Raw genomic sequence first — 20,529 nt, 5'->3', positions numbered from 1 at the left:
GGCCGGGGGCGACTTGAATGTTACTTGCGGCGCGAAAGCACGGGCAAGTATGCTGGACACCGGTGGATCCCCGCCTCTGGCGGGCATTCAGACTAACGCATGCATTACCCGGAATCGCCTTGACCGACACCACCCCGCGCCCCGCGCCGAGCGAAAACCACCTCCTGATCAACGCCTATACGACGCATCCGGAGTCCCCCCTGCTGTCCGTCACCCGCCGCATCGCCGACAGCGGCTGCAATCTGGTGGACGCACGCCTGGCCACGGTCGGCCGCGATGTCTCGGTCACCGCCCTGGCCACCGGCTCCTGGGACTCGGTGGCCAAGCTCGAGGCGATGCTGACCCGGCTGGAACGCGAGGAAGGCCTGAAGCTGGTCTGGTACCGCACCGCCGCCAAGCAGGCGCAGTCCAACCTGCTGCCGTACATCGTCGAAGTGATCGCCGCCGACAAGCCGGGCATCCTGTTCCAGCTGGCCGATTTCTTCGACCGCCAGGGCATCACCATCGAGAACCTGCAGAGCACGCGTTACCGCGCCATGCAGACCGGCGCGGAAATGTTCAGTGCACAGGTCACCATCGGCGTACCAGCCAACATGCACATCGCCGCACTGCGCGACGATTTCCTTGAATTCTGCGACCACCTGAACCTGGACGCGATCATGGATCCGATGAAGTTCTGATTTTTCGCGCGTCCCTCACGGGCGCGTGGCGTTTCATGCAATTGTCGTAGAAAGAACCCAGGCTCGACAGAAGGACCTCATGAACAACGGCGATACCCTGGACAGCACCACCCTCTCCCTGCCGCTGGCACTGTCCGGTGGCGAACAGGCCACTCTCGGCGATTACGCCGGCCACTGGCTGGTGCTGTACTTCTATCCCAAGGACAGCACCCCCGGCTGCACCACCGAAGGCATCGACTTCAACGCACTGCTGCCGAAGTTCAAGAAGGCAGGCGCGGTGGTACTCGGTGTCTCGCGCGACTCAGTGAAGTCGCACGACAACTTCTGTGCCAAGCAGGGCTTCAACTTCCCGCTGGTCAGTGATGGCGACGAAGCGCTGTGCAGCGCCTTCGACGTGATCAGGATGAAGAACATGTACGGCAAGCAGGTACGTGGCATCGAACGCAGCACCTTCCTGATTTCCCCCGACAGCCGCATCGTGCAGTCCTGGCGCAAGGTCAAGGTTGCCGGCCATGCCGATGCGGTTCTCGCCGAACTGAAGGCCTCCCAGTCCAAGTGAGTCCCACTGCCTACTGTGTCTGCCATCACCCTGCCCCGCAGCAGGCCGTGGTGGTTTTTCCCTGTCCGTAACCAGGAATCGACGATGACCCGAGGCAAGCGCATCTACGTGCTGGATACCAACGTGCTGATGCACGATCCCACCGCGCTGTTCAAATTCGAGGAGCACGACGTCTACCTGCCCATGCAGGTGATCGAGGAGCTGGACAACGGCAAGAAGGGCACCTCCGAGGCGAGCCGCAACGCCCGCCAGGTGAGCCGCTTCCTCAATGAGCTGGTGCAGGAATCCGGCCTGGACAACCTGGCCGACGGCATTCCGCTGCAGCGCCCCAATGGCCTGCAGCTGCGCGGCAAGCAGAGCGCCGGCAAGCTGCGCTTCCAGACCAGTCATTTCGACGCGGGCAAGAGCTTTGGCAAGGTCATTCCCGACAATGCCATCCTCGGCGCGATCCTGGCGCTGAAGGAAGAAACCCCGGACCTGCCGGTGGTGTTCGTTTCCAAGGACATCAACCTGCGGATCAAGGCCGCCATCGCCGGCATCGTGTCCGAGGACTACGAGAACGACCGCGCGCTGGACGATTTCAGCCTGCTTTACACCGGCGCCACCGAGCTGCCGGAAGACTTCTGGAAGCGCCACGGCGACGACCTGCGCAGCTGGAGCGACAAGGGCCGCACGCATTACGAAATCCAGGCGCAGGATGGCGAGGAGTGGTACCCGAACCAGTACGTCTACCTGCCGGGCGAAGATGAAGTCGAGCTGCGCGTCAGCCGCGTGGTCGGCGACGGCAAGGTGGTGTTGTCGCTGGTCGATGATTTCCGCCACGGCAGCCACGCCGTGTGGGGCATCAGCGCACGCAACCGCGAGCAGAACTTTGCCCTCAACGCACTGATGGACCCGGAGATCGACTTCGTCACGCTGCTGGGTACCGCCGGCACCGGCAAGACCCTGCTGGCGCTGGCCGCTGGCCTGGCGCAGACGATGGACCAGCAGCGCTACCGCGAGATCATCATGACCCGCGCTACGGTCAGCGTCGGCGAGGACATCGGTTTCCTGCCCGGCACCGAGGAAGAGAAGATGACGCCGTGGATGGGCGCGTTGACCGACAACCTGGAAGTGCTCACGCACAACCAGGAAGGCGGCACCTGGGGCCGCCAGGCCACCAACGACCTGCTGGCCAGCCGCATCAAGATCCGCTCGATGAACTTCATGCGCGGCCGCACGTTCCTGTCGCGCTACCTCATCCTGGACGAGGCGCAGAACCTCACCCCGAAGCAGATGAAGACGCTGATCACCCGTGCTGGCCCCGGCACCAAGATCGTCTGCCTGGGCAACGTCGAGCAGATCGACACCCCGTACCTGACCGAGACCACCTCGGGCCTGACCTACGCGGTGGATCGCTTCAAGAACTGGCCGCACAGCGCACACATCACCCTGCGGCGTGGCGAGCGCTCGCGCCTGGCCGACTACGCTTCGGAGGTGTTGTGAACCGCGGCACCCGCCTGCTGCTGCCCACGGCTGCGATCACCCTCGCAGCCGTGCTCGGCGCCTGCACCACCACGCGCGGCCCGGCCAGCGTGCCGACCGCCGAACGTACCGGCCAGTCCTGGGTGGTCACCCGCCCGATCATCGCCGCGCAGGTGCTCGACACCTGCTCGCGGCCCAGCCCCGGCCGCGAGGCCGGGCGGGTCAGCGGCTACTGGGCGCCCAGCCGGCAGCAGATCGACCAGCTGGAAGCGCGGCTGTCGTCGCTGGAGGCACAGGTACCGAAGGTGCTGGACTTCGACCGCCAGTACGTCGGCATCGAAAGCGCCGGCAAGCGGCTGATCTACATCAACGCCTTCCACCTGCCCGACGACAGCGGCATCAATCCGGCACGGGAAGCGATCCGCGTCTGTGACGGCGGCACGCAATTCTGGGGCGCGGTGTTCGACCCGGCCAGCAACACCTTCAGCGAGCTGCAGTTCAACGGCGGCTTCGGCGGGCCCTGAGGGGCCCCGCCGATGGGAATACGCCTGCCCACCTGGGTCTGGATCGGCGCGGTCGCGCTCTCGTGCGTGGCCGGCATGGTCAACGTGGTCGGCTTCCTCGGTTTCGAGCACCAGGCCGTCAGCCACATGACCGGCAGCACCAGCCAGCTCGGCATGGCGCTGGCCCAGGGTGACTGGCGCGCGGTCGGCCACCTGTGGGGACTGCTGATCGCGTTCTCGCTGGGTGCGATGCTCAGCGGCCTGTTGATCCAGGACAGCGCCCTGCAGCTGGGCCGGCGCTACGGCGTGGCGCTGGCACTGGAATCGGCGCTGTTGCTGATCGCCATTCCGCTGTTCGAACAGCACCAGATCTGGGGCGCACTGGCCGCTGCCATGGCCTGCGGCCTGCAGAACGCGATGGCCACCACCTTCAGTGGCGCGGTGGTACGCACCACCCACCTCAGCGGCATGTTCACCGACCTCGGCATCGGCCTGGGCCACCTGCTGCGTGGGCTGCCGCTGCAGGTACGCCGCCTGACCCTCAGCGGCCTGATCATCAGCGGCTTCCTCGCCGGCGGCATCATCGGCGCCTGGCTGTTCGTGCGCTGGCAGTACGACGCCCTGCTCGCCCCTGCCCTGCTGACCGGCCTGACCGGGCTGGGTTATGTGGTGTACCAGCAGTGGGCGCGTTGGCGGCATTGAGTGAAGCGCATCCACGCATGGCGTGGGTCTACTGGGCGACCGTCCGGTTGGCACTGTTCCCTCACGGGTGACCACGGCACAATCGATGGATGAGCCCGACCACTCCCGTTTCCGCCCTTACCATCGCCGGCTCCGACTCCGGCGGCGGCGCTGGCGTCCCCGCCGATCTCAAGGCCTTTGCCGCGCACCGCGTGCATGGCCTGGCCGTGTTCGCCGCGCTGACCGCACAGAACACCCGTGGCGTCACCGCCGTGCATGTGCCACCGATCGCATTCCTGCAGGCGCAGATCGAAGCCTGCTTCGATGACTTCGATATCCATGCGGTGAAACTCGGCATGCTGGCCAACGCCGAGGTGATCCATGCCGTCGCCGACGCACTGGAAAAGCACCGCCCGCCACACGTGGTGCTGGACCCGGTGATGGTCGCCACCAGTGGCGCGCGCCTGCTGGAGGAAAGTGCGCTCAAGGCCATGCGTGAGCGCCTGCTGCCGCTGGCGACGCTGGTTACGCCGAATACGCCGGAAGCAGAACTCCTGATCGGCCGGAAGATCGGCAACGGCGATGACGCCGAACAGGCTGCCTCCACCCTGCTCGACCTTGGTGCCGGCGCGGTGCTGCTGAAGGGCGGCCACCTGCATGAGGGCAATCGCGTGATCGATCGTTACTTCGACGGCGTCAGCAGCGAAGAATTCATCCACGCCCGCCTGCCGCTGGACGCACATGGCACCGGCTGCACGCTGGCCTCGGCCATCGCCGCGCAGCTGTGCAACGGCCTGAGCCTGGCCAATGCCTGCGAAGCCGGCATCGACTACGTTGCGCGCGGCCTGCAGCAGGGCTATACCCCCGGCCGCAGCGAGGTGCTGGTGCTCGATCACTTCGGCGCGGCGCCACACGCATGAGCCTCACCCCGGACGTCCTTGCCGTGCAGTGCGCTGACGGCCATCGCTACGAAGTGATCGCCTGCGTGCCCGCACAGCCCATCGCACGCCTGCTGTGGCTGCCGGCACTGGGCGTGGCCGCGCGCCACTACCTGCCACTGGCATTGGCGCTGGCGGCGAAGGGCGTGGCGGTCTACCTGCACGAGTGGCGCGGCAACGGCAGCAGCTCACTGCGCCCGTCGCGCACGCAGGACTGGGGCTATCGCCAGGTACTCGAACAGGATCTGCCGACCAGCCAGGCGGTCCTGGCTGCAGCGGATGACGATGCCGGCGCCCTGCCCTGGATCATCGGTGGACACAGTCTCGGTGGGCAGCTGGCCTGCGTGCATGCCGGCCGCAACCCGCACTACTTCAACCGGCTGTGGCTGGCCGCCAGTGGCTCACCGTTCTGGCGCGGGTTCCCGCCACCGCGTGGCTGGCTGCTGCCACTGGTCTACCGCTTCCTGCCGTGGATCGCGCAGCGCCAGGGTGTGCTGCATGGGCGTCGCCTCGGCTTTGGTGGCACCGAAGCGCGCGGGCTGATTGCCGACTGGGCGCGCGTGGGCCTGAACAACCACTACGCCGCGACCGGCATGGACGAAGACCTCGATGCGCAGATGACGCGCGTGCATGGCAGCGCACAGGCCGTGCTGATGGAGCACGACTGGCTGGCACCCACCGGATCGATGCAGACGCTGCTGGCGAAGCTGCCGAATGTGGACGCGCAGCTGCGTGTGCTGTCCGCGCAGGAACTGGGCACGCGCGCCGATCATTTCGCGTGGTTGAAGGCGCCGGAGGCCGTAGCTGACAGCTTTTTCATTCAGTTGGATGAAAATTTTCACAAAACTGTTGACGGTACGCGCCGACATCCGCATAATTCCGCTCCTGTCGCAGGGCGCCCGTAGCTCAGTTGGATAGAGTACCTGGCTACGAACCAGGCGGTCGGGAGTTCGAATCTCTCCGGGCGCACCACTCGACAGGTTTTCAGCATCCGCCGCTGGAAATGTTTTAAAATTTGATTGTGTACCGCGCGCCCGTAGCTCAGTTGGATAGAGTACCTGGCTACGAACCAGGCGGTCGGGAGTTCGAATCTCTCCGGGCGCACCATACACAATCAACACAACAAGTTTATGTAATTGGCGCCCGTAGCTCAGTTGGATAGAGTACCTGGCTACGAACCAGGCGGTCGGGAGTTCGAATCTCTCCGGGCGCACCATTACACCGAAACAGCAGGCCTCGGCCTGCTGTTTTTTTATGTGTGTTTTCCGGCAGGGTTGCACCCTGCACCTGCAGAGGCTTCAAGCCAAGGCAACAGCAAAAGCTGGCATTCCGTGGTTTGGCGGGGCGACATGGACAGGCAGGACACGCCGTAAACCCATCCATGGGGGCTCGATGGCGGCATCCATGCCGCCAACGGTCCTGCCTGCCCATGCCGCCCCACCTCTGACAGATTTCCGCGATCTGATGGATCCACGCCATGCGTGGATGAATCTCCATCGAGTTCGAATGTTTCGATATCCGTCAGATCGGCTCTACAGAAGTGCGGACAGTTCACGGAAAACTATCGAAGGCGGGGTGGGTCCGGTTGCGGGGGCGTGAGCCGCATGGATGCGGCGACCGAGCTTACATGGACGTACTTGCAGCGGCCCCCGCAACCGGACCCACCCCGCCACCCCTCAGCAAACCAGCTTCTGCTGTTGCTGTTGCTGTTGCTCTGGCTCGTAGCGGGTGCAGGGCGCAGCCCTGCCAAACCCCTACCCCCTGGCCATTGCCTGCCACCACTGCGACAGCAGCTCCGGCCTGCGCAGGCGCTCGCGCCACCAGCGCAGTGCCGCGCCATCTTCACCGGTGCGCCAGGCCAGCCAGAAGGTCTCTTCCGGCTTGTGCTCCTCTACTTCACGGATCACCAGCTGGCCGCGCGCCACCGCAGCGCGCGCGCACGGCTCGGGCAGGAAGCCGAAACCCACGCCTTCGCACTGCAGTTTCAGCTTGCTGGCCATGTCCGGCACCGTCAGCATCTCCTGCCCCATCAGCAGGCCGACCGTGCGCGGCAGCAGCCGTCGCGCCGAATCGGAAACCGCGATCGCACAGTGCTCGACCAGCTGCTCGCGACCCAGCACGCCAGGCACGTTGGCCAACGGATGTTCGGGCGCGACCGCGAATACGAACTCCACCGTGCCCAGCGGCTCGACCACGTAGCCACCGCCGCTCGGGCCCTCGCCCGGCGCGCCGACCAGCAGGTCGGCACGGCGGTCCAGCAGGGCCTCCCAGGTGCCGGACAGGGCCTCGCCGATCAATCGCAGCCGGGTCGGTGCCTCGGCCTCACGAAACGCGGCGATGTCCGGGCCGAGCAGCCAGGTCGGGAACACCGAGTCCACCGCCAGGGTCAGTTCGGTCTCCCAGCCCGACGCCACCCTGCGTACCCGCAGTTCCAGCTCGCGGGCGGCGCGCAGCAGGTGCCGCCCCTCGTCCAGCAGCGCGCGGCCGGCGTCGGTCGGCTCGGCGCGCGGGCCAACCCGGTCGAACAGCTGCACGCCCAGGTCCTCCTCCAGCTTGGCCACAGTGTAGGAGATGGTCGAGGGCACCTTGTGCAGGGCCTTGCCGGCGCCGGCAAAGGAGCCGCGACGGTCGATGGCATCCAGGATCTGCAGGGCATCGAGGCTGAGCTTGAGCATTCGAATTTTTCGATGATGGCTGTCAAAACTATCCGTTTTTCAAACCCCGGGCGCAAGCGGATACTTCTCTTCAAGGGGGAAACACAGCGGCTACCGGCCCACCCCGCCCTATCGAAACCATCGAACAAGGAGATTCCATCATGCTGCAGATCCGCAAGAGCGCTACCCGTGGCCTGGCCGAGCATGGCTGGCTGTCCTCGCGCCATACCTTCTCCTTCGCCAACTACTACGACCCTCGCTACGTCAGCTTCGGCCCGCTGCGGGTGATCAACGAAGACAAGGTGATCGGCGGCCAGGGCTTCGGCACCCACAGCCACAGCAACATGGAAATCATTTCCTACGTGCTGGGTGGCGCGCTGGAGCACAAGGACTCGATGGGCACCGGTTCGGTGCTGCGCTACGGCGACGTGCAGCGCATGAGCGCCGGCAGCGGCGTCAGCCACAGCGAGTTCAACCACTCGGCCGACGAGACCGTGCATTTCCTGCAGATCTGGATCTTCCCGGATACCGAGAACATCACGCCGTCCTACGAGGAGACCCACTTCGCACCGGAGACCAAGCGCGGCCAGCTGCGCCTGATCGCCTCGCCGGACGGTGCCGACGGTTCGCTGCGCATCCACCAGGATGCCCGCATCTTCGCCACCATCCTCGACGGCGGCCAGAAGCTGCACCATGCGCTTGGCAACGGTCGTGGCGCCTATGTACAGGTGGCGCGTGGCCAGCTGCAGGTCAACGGCATCACCCTGGAAGCCGGCGATGCACTGCAGGTCAGCGACGAAGCCCAATTGACGCTGGAAAACGGCAACGATGCCGAAGTGCTGGTGTTCGACCTGCCGCTGTAACCACAACGCCCGCGATGCCGAAAAGCATCGCGGGCGTATGTGTAGAGCCGAGCCCATGCTCGGCTGCGGTTTGACAGCCAGCCGAGCGTGGGCTCGGCTCTACAAAACCCGCGTCAGAACCTGTAGTTCAAGGTCAGCCGCACATTGCGCGGCTCGCCCCAGGTGTAGGTGCTGTACCAGTTGAAGATCGTGTAGTACCGCTTGTCGAGCAGGTTGTTGACGTTGACCGTGGCCGACAGGCGATCGTTGAACTGGTAGCGCGCCATCGCATCGAGCAACCAGTAAGGCTGCGTGCGATGCACCACCTTGGCCTGGGTGGCGGGATTGGTGATCTCGCCGAAGGTCGAATCCTGCCAGCGTGCGCCACCACCCAGCGTGAGCCCCTGCCAAGCACCGCGCAGGCGATAGCTGGTGTGCAGGCTGAACTGGTTCTCCGGTTCCAGCGTGGTCACCTTGGTCCCCGCCTGGCGGGCGATCTTGTGGGAGAACCCACCCTGCACCTGCCAGCCCTCGGCCAGCTGGCCCGACATTTCAAGCTCATAGCCCTTGGTACGCACGCCCATCAACGCGCGGTAGGCATCCTGGCCATCCGGCGTCTTGCCGCCGGTAGGCTGGGCGAAGTTGTCCTGATCAAGCTGGAAAAGCGCCGCGCTGGCATTGAGGCGTCCATCGAAGAACTCGGCCTTCAGCCCCATCTCGTAGCTGCGGCCTTCCAGCGGATCCAGCGCTTTGCCCTGCTCGTCGCGCTCGCTGTGCGGCTTGAAGATGGTGCTGTAGCTGGCATACACCGAATAGTGCTCGCCGAGGTCGTAGACCACGCCGGCATACGGCACATAGACGCCGGTCTCGCGCGTGTCCGGCGAACGGTAGCTGGCCAGACGGCTGCCGACGATCAGCTTCAACGGATCGGCCACGTCGAAGCGGCCGACCACGTACAGGCCGTTCTCGCGGGTCATTTCATTGTTGTCGTAGCTGCGCTGCCATTGCGGCTCGGCAATGTCGCCATTCCAGCTGCGGTAGTCCGGCACCGTATCCGGGAACCCCGCCTGCGGGCCGTAGCCGGTATTGGTCCAGCGCTTGCGCGAGGCACTGCCGCCAACCACCAGCTCATGCTCACGCCCGAACAGGCCGAAATGCCCGCTCACATAGAAGTCGGCGGCATTGCTGACGGTCTTGCCAACGTACTTGCCGAGCCAGAGGCTGACACCCTCGCCGGTCAACGGATCGGGATTGCCAGCGGCGGCACCGGCCAGTGCGGCGTCATAGCCGTTGACCTGGTGGTTGAGCTGCAGCTTGGCAATCCAATCGTTGGCGAACGTGTGCTCCAACGTGGCGAAACCGGTACGCACGTACTGGCGCCAGCCGGCCCATTGCGCACCATTGTTGAACGAGCGCGGCATGCGGTTGAAGTTGCCGGCGCTGTCCAGCAGCGGAATGCCGCCCCACGTCGAGCCCTTCGGGTCGCTGTCCATCACGTCGCCACCGACCGACAGCAGCGTGCGTTCGCCCAGATCGGCTTCCAGCACGGCATAGCCCACCTTGCTGGTGCGCTGGTAGTTGTCCAGGCTGGAGCGCTTGTCTTCCCAGGCGCCCACGGCACGGCCACGCACGCGGCCATCGGCAGTCAGCGGACCGCCCACATCAAGCTCGGCGCGGTAGTCATCCCAGCGGCCGACACCCAGTGAGGCACTGCCGGCGAAGTCCTTGCCCGGCTTCTTGCGCACCAGGTTGATGGTCGCGCCCGGATCACCCATGCCGGTCAACAGGCCGGTCGCGCCCTTGAGCACTTCGATGCGGTCATAGATCGCGGTATCACTGAGCGTGTTGCCCGCCGAGTAGGCCGAGTCACGCGACATCGGGATACCGTCGTACTGGAAGTTCTGCACGGCGAAGCCACGCGCGTAGTACTCGGTGCGTTCGCTGTCGTAGGTGACGATGCTGATGCCGGGGGTCACCCGCATGACGTCGTCGATCCCGTGCAGGCCGAAATCATCCATCTGTGCGCGGGTGATCACGCTGATGGTCTGCGGGGTCTGCCGTGGCGTCAGCACCAGGCGGGTGGCGGTAGCGATGGTGCCGGGCGTGTAGGCGCCGCTGCCCTCGGTGATGGTGCCGAGCAGGTTGGCCGTGACCTGCACGGTCTGCAGGGTCTGCGAGGCGGGTGCCGGTTTGGCCTTGTCCTCGTCCTGGGTGGACTGGGCAGCAGCGGTGCCGCTGCTCAGTGCAAGCAGCAGCAGGCCTTGAGCCAGTGCATGCGGCAGCGGCAGGCGACGCGGAAACAAGCGCGGAAAACGGACAGGCACAGACAGCACGGCGGGACCTCCACGATAGGGTGGGATCCTCTGGCGGCGGCTGGAGGGAAGAGAGGGGAGCGGCCGGATGACCGCAGGCGCAGGAGTGTACTCCCCTGCGCCCCGGCTGTCGTGCGGTGTGCTGGCGCGGGATCAGCCGCCGATGGCGGCGCAGGCCTCCAGGATCAGCGCGGTCACTTCCTTCGGCTGCGAGGCCAGTGAAGCATGGCTGGCATCGAGCTCCAGCAGGCGCTTGGGCTGCATCCTTGCGGCCATGGCCTTCTGGTTTTCCGGCGCGATCATACGGTCGTGGCGGGACAGCTGGTACCAGCTCGGCCGGTGCTTCCACGCGGGTTCGCTGACCGTATCGCCGAAAGTGCTGGCCAGCGGCGCCTTCTGGGTAACGGCCATCACCCGGCCTTCGTCTTCGCTCAGATCCTGGCAGAAGCTCTCATGGAACTTGTCCGCACGCAGCCACAGGTAGCCATCACTGTCCGGTGCCAGGTTCGGTGCCGCCTCCGGCAGGTGCTGCTGGGTGATGCCACCCGGGCTCTCGCCGGCATCAGGCGCGAAAGCGGCGATGTAGACCAGGCCCTTCACGTTGGGCTCGTTTCCGGCCTGGCTGATCACGGCGCCGCCATAGGAGTGGCCGACCAGCAACACCGGACCGTCGATCTGCCGGATCATTTTCTGGGTGCGTCCTGCGTCGTCGGCCAGCGAGGTCAGCGGCAGTTCCACCGCCTGCACACGGTCGTGGCCGTTGCGATGCAGTTCCAGGATCACCTTGGCCCAGTGTGCGGCCCCGCCCCAGAATCCATGGACGAGGAGGATGGTCGGTGTCGTGCTCATGTACGGATCTCCGGCAGCGGCCGGCGGGGTGCCGACCGTGCAGCCACTGTCCGTGGGCGACGTTAATCGCTGGTGACGCGATCGGGTCACTGCAATCGTATGCGTCGCCCGATGTCACGCATGGCACTTGCCGATCCGGCCTGAAAACGTCTTCATGAAAGTCCCCTGGAGCTTCGCATCGCGCATGACGCCTTCATCCCCACGTGCCCAGCAGCACGCCACCCGTGCCGCCTTCTTCATTCCCGGATTCGCCACCGCCGCGTGGGCGCCGATGGTGCCCTACGCCAAGGCCAAGGCCGGGCTGTCCGACGCCAGCCTTGGCGCCGTGCTGCTGTGCCTCGGGCTCGGCTCGCTGCTGGCGATGCCGTTGGCGGGCGCGCTGACCGGGCGGCTGGGTTGCCGACGGGTGATGGTGATCACCTGCGCGATGATGCTGTGCGCCCTGCCCTTGCTGGTGCTGGCGCCCTCGCCGGTGGCGCTGGGCGCGGCCCTGTTCGTGTTCGGCGCCGGCGTCGGTGCGCTGGATTGTGCGATGAACATGCAGGCGGTCGCGGTCGAGCGCGACGCCGGGCGCGCAATGATGTCCGGCTTCCACGCCTTCTACAGCATCGGTGGCTTCGTCGGCGCCGGCTGCATGACCGGCCTGCTGATCCTGGGTACACCGCTGTGGCTGGCCGCGCTGGTGTCGGTGGCGGCACTGCTGCTGGTCGCGGTGCTGTCGGCGCCGCACTGGCGACCGCAACGGATCCTGCACGAAGGCCCACTGCTGGCGCTGCCGCACGGCGTGGTGCTGTTCATCGGCGTGCTGGCCTTCGTGGTGTTCCTCGCCGAGGGCTCGATGCTGGACTGGAGCGCGGTGTTCCTGGCCGAAGTGCGGCAGGTGCCGCGTGACCAGGCCGGCGCCGGCTTCGCGCTGTTCACCCTGGCAATGACCGCGATGCGCCTGTTCGGCGACGGCATCGTCGAGCGCCTCGGTCGGACCCGCACCCTGGTCTTCGGCGGCATCACCGCCGCAGGTGGGTTCACGTTGGCCACGCTGGTACCGTCGTTCCCGGTGGCGCTGGCGGGCTATGTGCTGGTCGGGCTGGGCTGCGCCAATATCGTGCCGGCACTGTTCTCGATGGCCGGCCAGCAGCGGGTAATGCCGGAGAGCATCGCCATCACTGCGGTGACCACGCTGGGTTACGCCGGCATCCTCGCCGGCCCGGCAGCGATCGGTGCACTGGCACACGGCACCAGCCTCGGATTCGCCTTCCTTTGCGTGGCCGCGCTGCTGCTGGGCGTAGCCGCATCCGCGCGAGCACTGGCACGACGGGTGGCCTGACAGAAAAAGGGGACGGAGGGGATCAAGTCGTTTCCTGCCTTGGTGTGCGGTAAACGACTTGATCCCCTCCGTCCCCTTTTCTCAGCTGCGCGTCAGCCACTCGGCCTGGGCCGGCAGTTGCGGTGCCGGGCAGGCGCTCTGCGGATGGTGCTCGTCGCGCGCCATCCAGTCGCCGACCACTCCGGCCAGCAGATCCAGCCGCAGCGGCAGGGTGATGTGGTCCTCGCCGCGCATCTCGATGTAGTGCGCGCGCGGATTGGCCTGGGCCAGTTCACGGCCCTGGCTGACCGGTATGTGCTGGTCGCCCTGCCCGTGCAGCAGCAGCACGCAGGCGCGGGTATCGGCCAGCGCGCGCGCTACATCCACGCGGTCCAGATCGACGTCGATGCGGCGGCTGGCGGCGGCGATCACCTGGTTGATGTCCTGGCCGCCATAGCGCCAACGTGCGTACGACGCCACCGCCTGCGCCTTCAGGCCTTCCGGCTGCAGTCCCATCAGGTGCGGGATCATCGTGCGGATCGCCACACCCGCATTGGCGAACGATTCCATCGCCACCACGCCTTCCACCTGGTCGCCGAGCTTGTCGGCGGTGAATACCGCCGTGGCCGCGCCATAGGACACGCCGAACAGGTACAGCGGGCCGGTCACTTCACCACGTGCGCGCAGCTCGCTGATCACATCGACCACGTCATCCGATTCATAGGTGCCATAGCCGGACGGGCCAGCGCCGGACTGTCCATGGTTGCGCAGGTCGAGCGTGACCACGCGGTAGCCGGATTCGGCCAGCTGCAACGACCACGGCAGCATCGAATCACCGTTCATCATCCAGCCGTGCAGCAGCACCACGGTGCCGCGCGGTGCCTGCGCGCGGAACGGTCGCGGTACTGCCAGGCTCAGGCCGGTATCCAGCGGCAAGCCGTTCTCGTGGCGCTGCGGCAGGTAGTGGTAACGCGCGCCGTAATCGCCGGGATCAAACACACGCCAGAAGATCGGCACGCCATCGCGGCCCGGCGCGAAGCCGTGGCGATTAGGCAGTTCGGCAATGGCCGCGGCAATGCGCGGACGATCGAGCAGGGTCGATACGCCACCCGGTGCGATCAGCCGGTCGGCGAGCGAGGTGGACGAGGCGTTGATCGAGGATGAGCATGCAGCCAGCCACAGGCCGGCGCACGCCAGCAACAGCAGCAGCAGGCGCTTCATGGGCAATCGGGGAAAGGGTGCGACAGCGTTGCAGGTTAGCGACGCGGGCGTGGGCCATCTATCGCGCGCGGATGACGGCTTGATGACAACGCAGGAACGATTCAGCTTGGTGTAAAAGCTGTATCCGTTCAGTCATTGATTCGGATCAATGAACGCGCGCGCGGGAGTGCCCACAGTGCCGCCATGCGCACCTCGTTCAAGCTCGCCATTGCCCTGGCCGCCACGCTGGCCGCCGCCTACGGCATCGCCCGCACCACGCCCTACTGGTTCGCACCGCGACAGACGGCGCAGGTCGACATCCACGATCCGGCGCTGATCACGCAGGGACAGTACCTGTCGCGCGCGGCCGACTGCGCGGCCTGCCACACCGCGCCCGGCGGCAAGCCGTTCGCCGGTGGCCTCGGCATGCAGACGCCAATGGGCACGATCTACTCGACCAACATCACGCCCGATCCGGACACCGGCATTGGCGCCTACGACTACGCCGACTTCGAGCGCGCGGTCCGTCGCGGCATCCGTCACGATGGGCAGCCGTTGTATCCGGCAATGCCATACGCCTCGTACGTCATCGCCAGCGATGCCGAGATCAAGGCGCTGTACGCCTATTTCATGGGCTCGGTGCAACCGGTGAAGCAGGACAACGCCGACAGCACGATTCCGTGGCCGGCCAACATGCGCTGGCCATTGGCCTGGTGGCAGCTGCTGTTCGCGCGCCCGCGCAGCTTCAACCCGGATCCGTCGCTGGATGCCGGCCAGCAGCGCGGTGCCGAACTGGTTGAAGGCCTGGCCCACTGCGGCGCCTGCCACACGCCACGCGGGCTGGCCTTCCAGGAAAAGGCGATGGCCGATGATGGCAGCCGCCAGTTCCTGTCCGGCTCGGTGCTGGAAGGCTGGTACGCGAAGAACCTGCGCAATGAATCGACCGGCCTGGCCAGCTGGAGCGAGGGCGAGATCGTCGACTTCCTGCGCACCGGGCGTACCGATCGATCGGCGGCCTTCGGTGGCATGGCCGATGTGGTCGAGCACAGCACGCAGTACCTGTCCGACGCTGACCTGCTGGCGATGGCCCGCTACCTGAAGCAGCTGCCCGCCCGCGAAGGGCGTAGCGCGCAGTGGTCGCCCGGCACCGATACGACCACCGCCGCACTGCGCGGCGGCGATTACCGTGTTACCGGTGCGCTGGCCTATGCCGAGCACTGCCAGGCCTGCCACCGCGCCGATGGCCGCGGCATGCCGCGCGTCTATCCGGCACTGGCCGGCAACTCGATCGTGTTCGCCGATGACCCCAGCTCGCTGGTGCAGGTGACCCTGATCGGTGGCCGCACGCCGCATACCCCGCATGACCGCATGGCCTTCAGCATGCCGGGCTTCGAGCAGCTGCCGAACGCGCAGCTGGCACAGATCCTGACCTTCATCCGCAGCAGCTGGGGCAACCAGGCCAGCGCAGTGAACGAGGTCGATGTGGCGCGGATGCGCCGGGTGGTGCGCGACAAGCCGGTGCACTACGTTCCGCAGGAGGCCGCACGATGAAGCGTTCGCGCAGACGTTCCCGCCTGCTGATCGGCAGTGCGATCAGCCTCGTGGTGCTGGCCGGCGCCGGTACCCTCGCCTACCGTCATCTGTACCCGGATCTGGATGCCGCTGTGGCCAGCACGATCGATATCCTTGATGCGCAGGGCAAGGTAGTCGGCCACTACCACGCGCCCAGCGCCGAAGAGATCGCCGGGCTCGGCAATGCCGAATCGGTGATGCTGGGTCGCCGCCTCCTCAACGAGACCGCACGGCTGCTGCCGGACAATGTCGGCAACGATCTGAACTGCAACTCGTGCCACATGGCCGAGGGCAAGCGGCCTTTCGGCAACCACTACTTCAATACCGGCGGCGGCGCCTATCCGCGCTACATGCCGCGTCCGGGCAAGGTGATCGGGCTGACCGAGCGCATCAACGGCTGCCTGCAGCGTTCGATGAACGGCAAGCCGCTGCCGAAGGACTCGCCGCAGATGCGCGCGATGCTCGATTACATGGCGTGGTTGAGCGGTCCTGTGCCAGAGGGTGCAAAGGTGGCCGCCCCCAGTGAGGGGCCCATCGACAGCACGCTGACCCCGGACCCGATCCGTGGCCAGGCGCTGTACGCCGTGCAGTGCGCCGCGTGCCATGGCGACAACGGCGAAGGACGGCGCGACGCCAGCGGTGACATCGCCTTCCCGCCGCTATGGGGTGACCACAGCTTCAACATCGGCGCCGGCATGGCACGCCTGTACAAGGCCGCCGGTTTCGTCAAGCACAACATGCCGCCGGCGGTGACCCGCGAGCCGCCACTGGGGCAGCAGGTGATGCCCGACCAGGATGCGGTGGACATCGCCAGCTACTTCATCAACCAGCCGCGGCCGGACTTCGCCAACAAGGCCAAGGACTGGCCGCGCGACCCGAAACCCAAGGACGCGCGGTACTGAGCACCCCCTGGGTCAGCGCTTGACCAGCTCGACCCGCCGGTTGCGTGCCTTGCCTTCTTCGCTGCCGTTGTCAGCCACCGGCCTGTCGGCGCCGAATCCGGCCGCCTGCAGGCGGTCGGCGGCGATGCCCTTTGCGGTGAGCGCGGCCACCACCGATGCCGCGCGATCCTCCGACAGGCTACGGTTGCGTGCCGCGGCACCGCTGTTGTCAGTGTGACCTTCGATCGACAGTTTCAGCGAGGGATCGGCACGCAGCAGGTCCAGCACCTGCGCCAGCTGTGGTTCGGACGTCGGCAGGATCTGCGCCTTGTCGGTGGCGAAGTTGACCTGGATCGCCACGCGGCCATCGCTGTCCAGCTTCTTCTTCAACGCATCGGCCGGCAGCAGCGCCGCGGTCTGGGTGAAGCCCTTGCGCTCGGCCACCACCCAGCCTGCGCTGAGGTATTCCAGGCGCGCGTGCACCCACACCTGGCGGCCATCAGCCAGATCGACACGGTAGACCACGGTGTCATAGTTGTCCCAGCTGTAGCTGGCCGCGTTGCCATAGGACGACTGCACCTGCTTCGGCACGCTCTCGGCCGCCTCGCGCGGGATGCGCCCCTCGAACACCTTGGTACCGTTGACCTGGGCCATCAACGCCTGCAGGTTGCGACGTACTTCATGCATCGAGTACTCACGCTCGCCCTTGTCGAAGTCGGCAGCAAACGTGCGGCCTTCGACCTGCTCGAAGTGATCACCGGTCCAGAACGGGAAGGCATCGAAATCACGCTGCTCGGGCTTGTTCCGGTCACGATAACCGGCCGGCGGGGACAGGTGCGGGAAGCTATCCGACCACTGCGCAGTGGCCTTGAACGGCACTTCATCCACGACCACCAGTCCAGCGCCATTGCTGTCCACTGCCAGCTGCACCCACACGGTGCGATTGGCCTGGCGCAGCACGTACACCGTAGTGGGAGCTTCCTGCTCACCGTTCACCGCATCGATGAAACCACCTCCGATCTCGCCTTCCAGCTGCGGGCCGTAGTAGATGTCGCGCAGCAGCGCGCCTTCAAAGACCTTGCGGCCACCGGCGGCGGTGATCACGCCGTCGAAGTTGCGCTGTACTTCCAGGGCGGAAAACGCTTTGTCCGGTGCGCCATCGCTGTCGGTCACGATGCGTGCCGACCAGCTCGGGCCTTCCACCCAATGCACGCCGTTGCCCAGCCGGAACGGGAAGCGCGCCCAGGCGCGCGGGTGGGCGTTCTGCGGCGCATAGCCCTGCGGCAGGCTGAAGAACGGCAGTTTGCCCAGCGGAGCGTCGCTCAGCGGCACGCTGGCTGGGTCGAAGGGCACCAGCGGCACAGCCTTGCCCTCACGGTCGATGAGTGCGGCGCCATCGGCGGCGGCTGTTGAACCCGCTGGGGCGGCGGCCGGTGCTGCGGTCTCATCCGCCGTGGCTGGCGCAGGCGGTGCCACCTCTCCATCCGAGGGCGCCCGGTTGCACCCTGCCAGCAACACCAGGGCTGCACCACTCAGCCAGATCTTCGATCGCTTCTGCATCGCCACCACCTCAGGTCCATTGAAGCGCCGAGCATACCCGAAGGCCGTGACCGCCCCCACAGTGCCATCGTTCCTGCGCCGGCACGTCATGCCGATGTCATTGCCGCTGCCGACACTCCGGGGTTTCCTCCCTCTGAAGGTCCGGTTTCGATGCGAACGATTGCGCGTTTTCCCCGTGTCTCGCTGCTGCCTCTGCTGATCGCCCCCGCCCTGGACGCCCTCGCAGAAGCACCGCAGGGCGATACGGGCCAAGCGCGCAGCAGCGATGCCCGTACCCTGGACCAGGTACAGGTAATCGGCCAGGCCACCAGCTACGCCAAGACCTCGGTGCGCGCGGAAACACTCAACCGGCAGACGGTGATGAGCAGCGTCAACGATGCGCTCAATGAAGTGCCGGGCGTGGTGGTCAGCGAGGCCGATGCCACCGGTGCGTCGGTGTGGGGCACGCAGATCAGCATGCGTGGCTTCGTCACCAACCGCGATACGCAGCAGATCGGCACCACCATCGACGGCCTGCCCAACGGCGGCTCCGGCTACGGTGGCGGTTCGCTGGCCAACCGCTACATCGACACCCTCGACCTGGAGACGGTGGAAGTCAGCCAGGGCACCGCCGATATCTCCTCGCGCTCGAACGAGGCGCTGGGCGGCACGCTCAACTTCCTCACCAGCGACCCGCTGCAGGACAGCCGCCTGCGCTTCGTGGTCGGCGCCGGTGACAACGAGGCACGCAAGTACTACGTGCGCTACGACACCGGCCTGCTCGGCGGCCACACCCGCGCCTGGGTCAGCGCCTCCTCGTCGAAGGTGCACGACTGGATCGATGGTACCGGCCACGCCAGCAACGACCACATCGCCGGCAAGTTCATCACCGAACTGGATCGCTGGACGCTGACCGGCTACCTGTCCTACAACGATGCCGACGAGCCCGAATACACCAGTGTTTCGCCGAAGGGCTTCGCAACCAACCCGGAGCGCGACAACCTGGTCGGCACCCTCACCGGCATTCCCTACCTGGACCAGAACTACCGCTCCGGTTCACGCGCCCTGCGTGAGAACACCTTCGGCTACCTGCGTGCGGCCTTTGACGGCGGCAATGGTTTCAAAGCCTCGGTGGCCGCCTATGGCCACCGCATGCAGGGCCGCGGCGACTGGCTGCCGCCGTACCTGGCGCAGGTCAACGACGATGGCGCGGGCCGCCCCGAGTCGGAGTACATCGGTGGAAAAACCGTGTACGGCGGCAGCAACCGTGGCCAGATCTTCTTCGTCAATCCCGATGGCAGCGCCGCACAGCGCCTGGCCAGCTGCACGCCGCGGCTGGGCTTCACCGCCGAGTACGATCCGAACTGCTACGCCGGCAATGTGCTGGGCGCGCAGTCGTATCGCCATACCCACTACGACAACGACCGCATGGGCGTGACCGCCGACGTCGAGTGGCGACAGACCTTCGGCGCGGTCGACAACACCATCCGTGGCGGCCTGTGGGTGGAGAAGCTGGACCGTTCGGCGCGCCGCGACTGGCATCGCCTGCTCGCTGTCGGCCAGAGCATCGACTTCGACCACCAGCCGTACTGGGTGCAGTTCGAGGACAAGTACAAGGTCGACGAGCAGATGTACTACGTCGAGGACGTGGCCCGCTTCGGTCCGTTCAGCGCGCGCCTGGGCGTGAAGCAGTTCTTCGTCGACCAGTCGCGCCGCCGCGTGATCGGTGCCAGCGAGCACGTGACCTCCGATTCCAGGTCAGATCCGCTGCTGTCCACCGGCTTCACCTGGGCGCCAGGCGTGGAAGGCATGGAGTTGTTCGCCGGCTTCTCGCAGAACTTCGCCGCCATCCCGTCCGGTGTGCTCGGTGAGACCGACCCGCAGCGCTTCCGCAACGTCGAACCGGAAACCGCCGACAACATCGAAGTGGGCATGCGCATCAGCCGCTGGCCGCTGACCGCCTCGGTCACGCTGTACAACATCAAGTTCGACAACCGCATCGTCTATCTGCCGGCAGGTTTCGTCAGTGGCATCGACTACCTGGGCGAGACCGATGGTGTCTACGAGAACTTCGGCGGCGTGGAAAGCAACGGCCTGGAAGCCGCGTTCGGCTATGGTTGGGACAACGGCTGGCGGCTCAACGCCGCCTACACCTACAACCGCTCCAAGTACCTGGGCAGTGGCGATGCAGCACGCGATACCCAGCTGGGCATCGTCGACGGCGCCAAGGTGATCGGCCAGCCGGAAAACACCCTGGTGCTGTCGGCCGACTGGCAGGGCGCGAACTGGAACTTCGGCCTGTCCGGCCGTTACCTGGGCACGCGCTACCTCGACGCCGCCAACGTCAACAAGCTGCCCTCCGCCACCGTGTTCAACGCCAACATCGGCTTCGACCTGCAGGGACTGTCGCCACGCCTGAAGGGCATGGGCGCCAACCTGGTGGTGAGCAACCTCACCGACAAGCGGTATCTTGCAGGGGTGGACGGCCGCGACAATGCCTTCATCGGCGCCCCGCGCACCGTCGGCATCTCCTTCCGCGTGGACCTGTGAGT

General features: G+C 66.2%; 17 protein-coding genes and 3 tRNA genes. 15 read left to right on the top strand and 5 right to left on the bottom strand.

What is annotated here, in order from left to right:
* The first annotated feature begins 119 nt into the window (after positions 1–119).
* The 10 genes from ACW5IY_RS08750 (at position 120) to ACW5IY_RS08705 (ending at position 6,041) form a co-directional block, all read left to right on the top strand.
* On the top strand, positions 120–680 hold the full coding sequence (locus ACW5IY_RS08750; protein ID WP_005409051.1) for a glycine cleavage system transcriptional repressor: 561 nt from the start codon (positions 120–122) through the stop codon (positions 678–680).
* Between the two features lie 79 nt (positions 681–759).
* Positions 760–1,239 carry a peroxiredoxin gene (locus tag ACW5IY_RS08745; RefSeq protein ID WP_049434212.1) on the top strand — a complete coding sequence of 160 codons (480 nt, stop codon included), beginning with the start codon at positions 760–762 and terminating at the stop codon, positions 1,237–1,239.
* Positions 1,240–1,323: 84 nt separating this feature from the next.
* Positions 1,324–2,724, top strand: a complete 1,401-nt coding sequence (locus ACW5IY_RS08740; protein ID WP_049486960.1) for a PhoH family protein — start codon at positions 1,324–1,326, stop codon at positions 2,722–2,724.
* Positions 2,721–3,227 carry a hypothetical protein gene (locus tag ACW5IY_RS08735; protein WP_049435109.1) on the top strand — a complete coding sequence of 169 codons (507 nt, stop codon included), beginning with the start codon at positions 2,721–2,723 and terminating at the stop codon, positions 3,225–3,227. Before ACW5IY_RS08740 ends, ACW5IY_RS08735 begins: the two co-directional genes overlap by 4 nt.
* Before the next feature lie 12 nt (positions 3,228–3,239).
* Positions 3,240–3,908, top strand: coding sequence for a YoaK family protein (locus ACW5IY_RS08730; RefSeq protein ID WP_049435110.1), 669 nt, complete (start codon positions 3,240–3,242; stop codon positions 3,906–3,908).
* Positions 3,909–3,997: 89 nt separating this feature from the next.
* Complete coding sequence (gene thiD, locus ACW5IY_RS08725; protein ID WP_049486958.1) at positions 3,998–4,807, top strand: bifunctional hydroxymethylpyrimidine kinase/phosphomethylpyrimidine kinase; 810 nt, start codon at positions 3,998–4,000, stop codon at positions 4,805–4,807.
* Positions 4,804–5,730, top strand: coding sequence for an alpha/beta hydrolase family protein (locus tag ACW5IY_RS08720; RefSeq protein WP_049435111.1), 927 nt, complete (start codon positions 4,804–4,806; stop codon positions 5,728–5,730). Before thiD ends, ACW5IY_RS08720 begins: the two co-directional genes overlap by 4 nt.
* A tRNA-Arg gene (locus ACW5IY_RS08715) sits at positions 5,721–5,797 on the top strand. Before ACW5IY_RS08720 ends, ACW5IY_RS08715 begins: the two co-directional genes overlap by 10 nt.
* A 58-nt stretch (positions 5,798–5,855) precedes the next feature.
* Positions 5,856–5,932, top strand: a tRNA-Arg gene (locus tag ACW5IY_RS08710).
* A 32-nt stretch (positions 5,933–5,964) separates the two neighbouring features.
* A tRNA-Arg gene (locus ACW5IY_RS08705) sits at positions 5,965–6,041 on the top strand.
* Between the two features lie 538 nt (positions 6,042–6,579).
* On the opposite strand, the gene ACW5IY_RS08700 is transcribed toward ACW5IY_RS08705, so the two are convergent.
* A complete protein-coding gene (locus ACW5IY_RS08700; protein ID WP_049434726.1) occupies positions 6,580–7,500 on the bottom strand; it encodes a LysR family transcriptional regulator in 921 nt (306 codons plus the stop codon).
* 140 nt (positions 7,501–7,640) lie between these two features.
* On the opposite strand from ACW5IY_RS08700, the gene ACW5IY_RS08695 reads away from it, so the two are divergent.
* Positions 7,641–8,342, top strand: coding sequence for a pirin family protein (locus ACW5IY_RS08695; protein ID WP_049434728.1), 702 nt, complete (start codon positions 7,641–7,643; stop codon positions 8,340–8,342).
* A 113-nt stretch (positions 8,343–8,455) separates the two neighbouring features.
* Here the strand turns inward: ACW5IY_RS08695 and ACW5IY_RS08690 are convergent, their stop codons facing one another.
* Both ACW5IY_RS08690 and ACW5IY_RS08685 read right to left on the bottom strand, forming a co-directional pair.
* Entirely contained in the window at positions 8,456–10,654 is a 2,199-nt protein-coding gene (locus ACW5IY_RS08690; protein ID WP_049434730.1) for a TonB-dependent siderophore receptor, read from the bottom strand.
* A gap of 132 nt (positions 10,655–10,786) precedes the next feature.
* The gene (locus ACW5IY_RS08685) at positions 10,787–11,482 is read right to left on the bottom strand and encodes an alpha/beta hydrolase (RefSeq protein ID WP_049434731.1); all 696 of its coding nucleotides are present in this window, start codon (positions 11,480–11,482) and stop codon (positions 10,787–10,789) included.
* Positions 11,483–11,666: 184 nt separating this feature from the next.
* Here ACW5IY_RS08685 and ACW5IY_RS08680 point away from each other — a divergent pair, with 184 nt between their 5' ends.
* The gene (locus ACW5IY_RS08680; RefSeq protein ID WP_049412669.1) at positions 11,667–12,806 is read left to right on the top strand and encodes an MFS transporter; all 1,140 of its coding nucleotides are present in this window, start codon (positions 11,667–11,669) and stop codon (positions 12,804–12,806) included.
* A gap of 81 nt (positions 12,807–12,887) precedes the next feature.
* Here ACW5IY_RS08680 and ACW5IY_RS08675 read toward each other — a convergent pair whose 3' ends face one another.
* Positions 12,888–14,006: an alpha/beta hydrolase gene (locus ACW5IY_RS08675; protein ID WP_049434734.1), complete on the bottom strand. Its 1,119-nt coding sequence runs from the start codon at positions 14,004–14,006 to the stop codon at positions 12,888–12,890.
* Between the two features lie 183 nt (positions 14,007–14,189).
* On the opposite strand from ACW5IY_RS08675, the gene ACW5IY_RS08670 reads away from it, so the two are divergent.
* Both ACW5IY_RS08670 and ACW5IY_RS08665 read left to right on the top strand, forming a co-directional pair.
* Positions 14,190–15,536, top strand: coding sequence for a c-type cytochrome (locus ACW5IY_RS08670; RefSeq protein ID WP_049434736.1), 1,347 nt, complete (start codon positions 14,190–14,192; stop codon positions 15,534–15,536).
* A complete protein-coding gene (locus tag ACW5IY_RS08665; RefSeq protein WP_049434738.1) occupies positions 15,533–16,459 on the top strand; it encodes a c-type cytochrome in 927 nt (308 codons plus the stop codon). The genes ACW5IY_RS08670 and ACW5IY_RS08665 overlap by 4 nt, the downstream gene beginning before the upstream one ends.
* 12 nt (positions 16,460–16,471) lie before the next feature.
* On the opposite strand, the gene ACW5IY_RS08660 is transcribed toward ACW5IY_RS08665, so the two are convergent.
* Positions 16,472–17,998, bottom strand: coding sequence for an OmpA family protein (locus tag ACW5IY_RS08660; protein ID WP_049434778.1), 1,527 nt, complete (start codon positions 17,996–17,998; stop codon positions 16,472–16,474).
* A 150-nt stretch (positions 17,999–18,148) separates the two neighbouring features.
* On the opposite strand from ACW5IY_RS08660, the gene ACW5IY_RS08655 reads away from it, so the two are divergent.
* Positions 18,149–20,527, top strand: coding sequence for a TonB-dependent receptor domain-containing protein (locus ACW5IY_RS08655; RefSeq protein ID WP_049434740.1), 2,379 nt, complete (start codon positions 18,149–18,151; stop codon positions 20,525–20,527).
* The last annotated feature ends 2 nt before the right edge of the window (positions 20,528–20,529 follow it).

Source organism: Stenotrophomonas sp. C-A (assembly GCF_054030835.1).
This window is presented reverse-complemented; position numbering and strand designations above follow the sequence as displayed.

What these genes read in the sequence shown, in the direction of transcription:
- thiD (WP_049486958.1), top strand. Translation starts at nt 3,998, where the DNA reads ATGAGCCCGACCACTCCCGTTTCCGCCCTTACCATCGCCGGCTCCGAC.
- ACW5IY_RS08730 (WP_049435110.1), top strand. Translation starts at nt 3,240, where the DNA reads ATGGGAATACGCCTGCCCACCTGGGTCTGGATCGGCGCGGTCGCGCTC.
- ACW5IY_RS08745 (WP_049434212.1), top strand. Translation starts at nt 760, where the DNA reads ATGAACAACGGCGATACCCTGGACAGCACCACCCTCTCCCTGCCGCTG.
- ACW5IY_RS08665 (WP_049434738.1), top strand. Translation starts at nt 15,533, where the DNA reads ATGAAGCGTTCGCGCAGACGTTCCCGCCTGCTGATCGGCAGTGCGATC.
- ACW5IY_RS08660 (WP_049434778.1), bottom strand. Translation starts at nt 17,998, where the DNA reads ATGCAGAAGCGATCGAAGATCTGGCTGAGTGGTGCAGCCCTGGTGTTG.
- ACW5IY_RS08700 (WP_049434726.1), bottom strand. Translation starts at nt 7,500, where the DNA reads ATGCTCAAGCTCAGCCTCGATGCCCTGCAGATCCTGGATGCCATCGAC.
- ACW5IY_RS08685 (WP_049434731.1), bottom strand. Translation starts at nt 11,482, where the DNA reads ATGAGCACGACACCGACCATCCTCCTCGTCCATGGATTCTGGGGCGGG.
- ACW5IY_RS08675 (WP_049434734.1), bottom strand. Translation starts at nt 14,006, where the DNA reads ATGAAGCGCCTGCTGCTGCTGTTGCTGGCGTGCGCCGGCCTGTGGCTG.
- ACW5IY_RS08680 (WP_049412669.1), top strand. Translation starts at nt 11,667, where the DNA reads ATGACGCCTTCATCCCCACGTGCCCAGCAGCACGCCACCCGTGCCGCC.
- ACW5IY_RS08740 (WP_049486960.1), top strand. Translation starts at nt 1,324, where the DNA reads ATGACCCGAGGCAAGCGCATCTACGTGCTGGATACCAACGTGCTGATG.
- ACW5IY_RS08720 (WP_049435111.1), top strand. Translation starts at nt 4,804, where the DNA reads ATGAGCCTCACCCCGGACGTCCTTGCCGTGCAGTGCGCTGACGGCCAT.
- ACW5IY_RS08670 (WP_049434736.1), top strand. Translation starts at nt 14,190, where the DNA reads ATGCGCACCTCGTTCAAGCTCGCCATTGCCCTGGCCGCCACGCTGGCC.
- ACW5IY_RS08695 (WP_049434728.1), top strand. Translation starts at nt 7,641, where the DNA reads ATGCTGCAGATCCGCAAGAGCGCTACCCGTGGCCTGGCCGAGCATGGC.
- ACW5IY_RS08655 (WP_049434740.1), top strand. Translation starts at nt 18,149, where the DNA reads ATGCGAACGATTGCGCGTTTTCCCCGTGTCTCGCTGCTGCCTCTGCTG.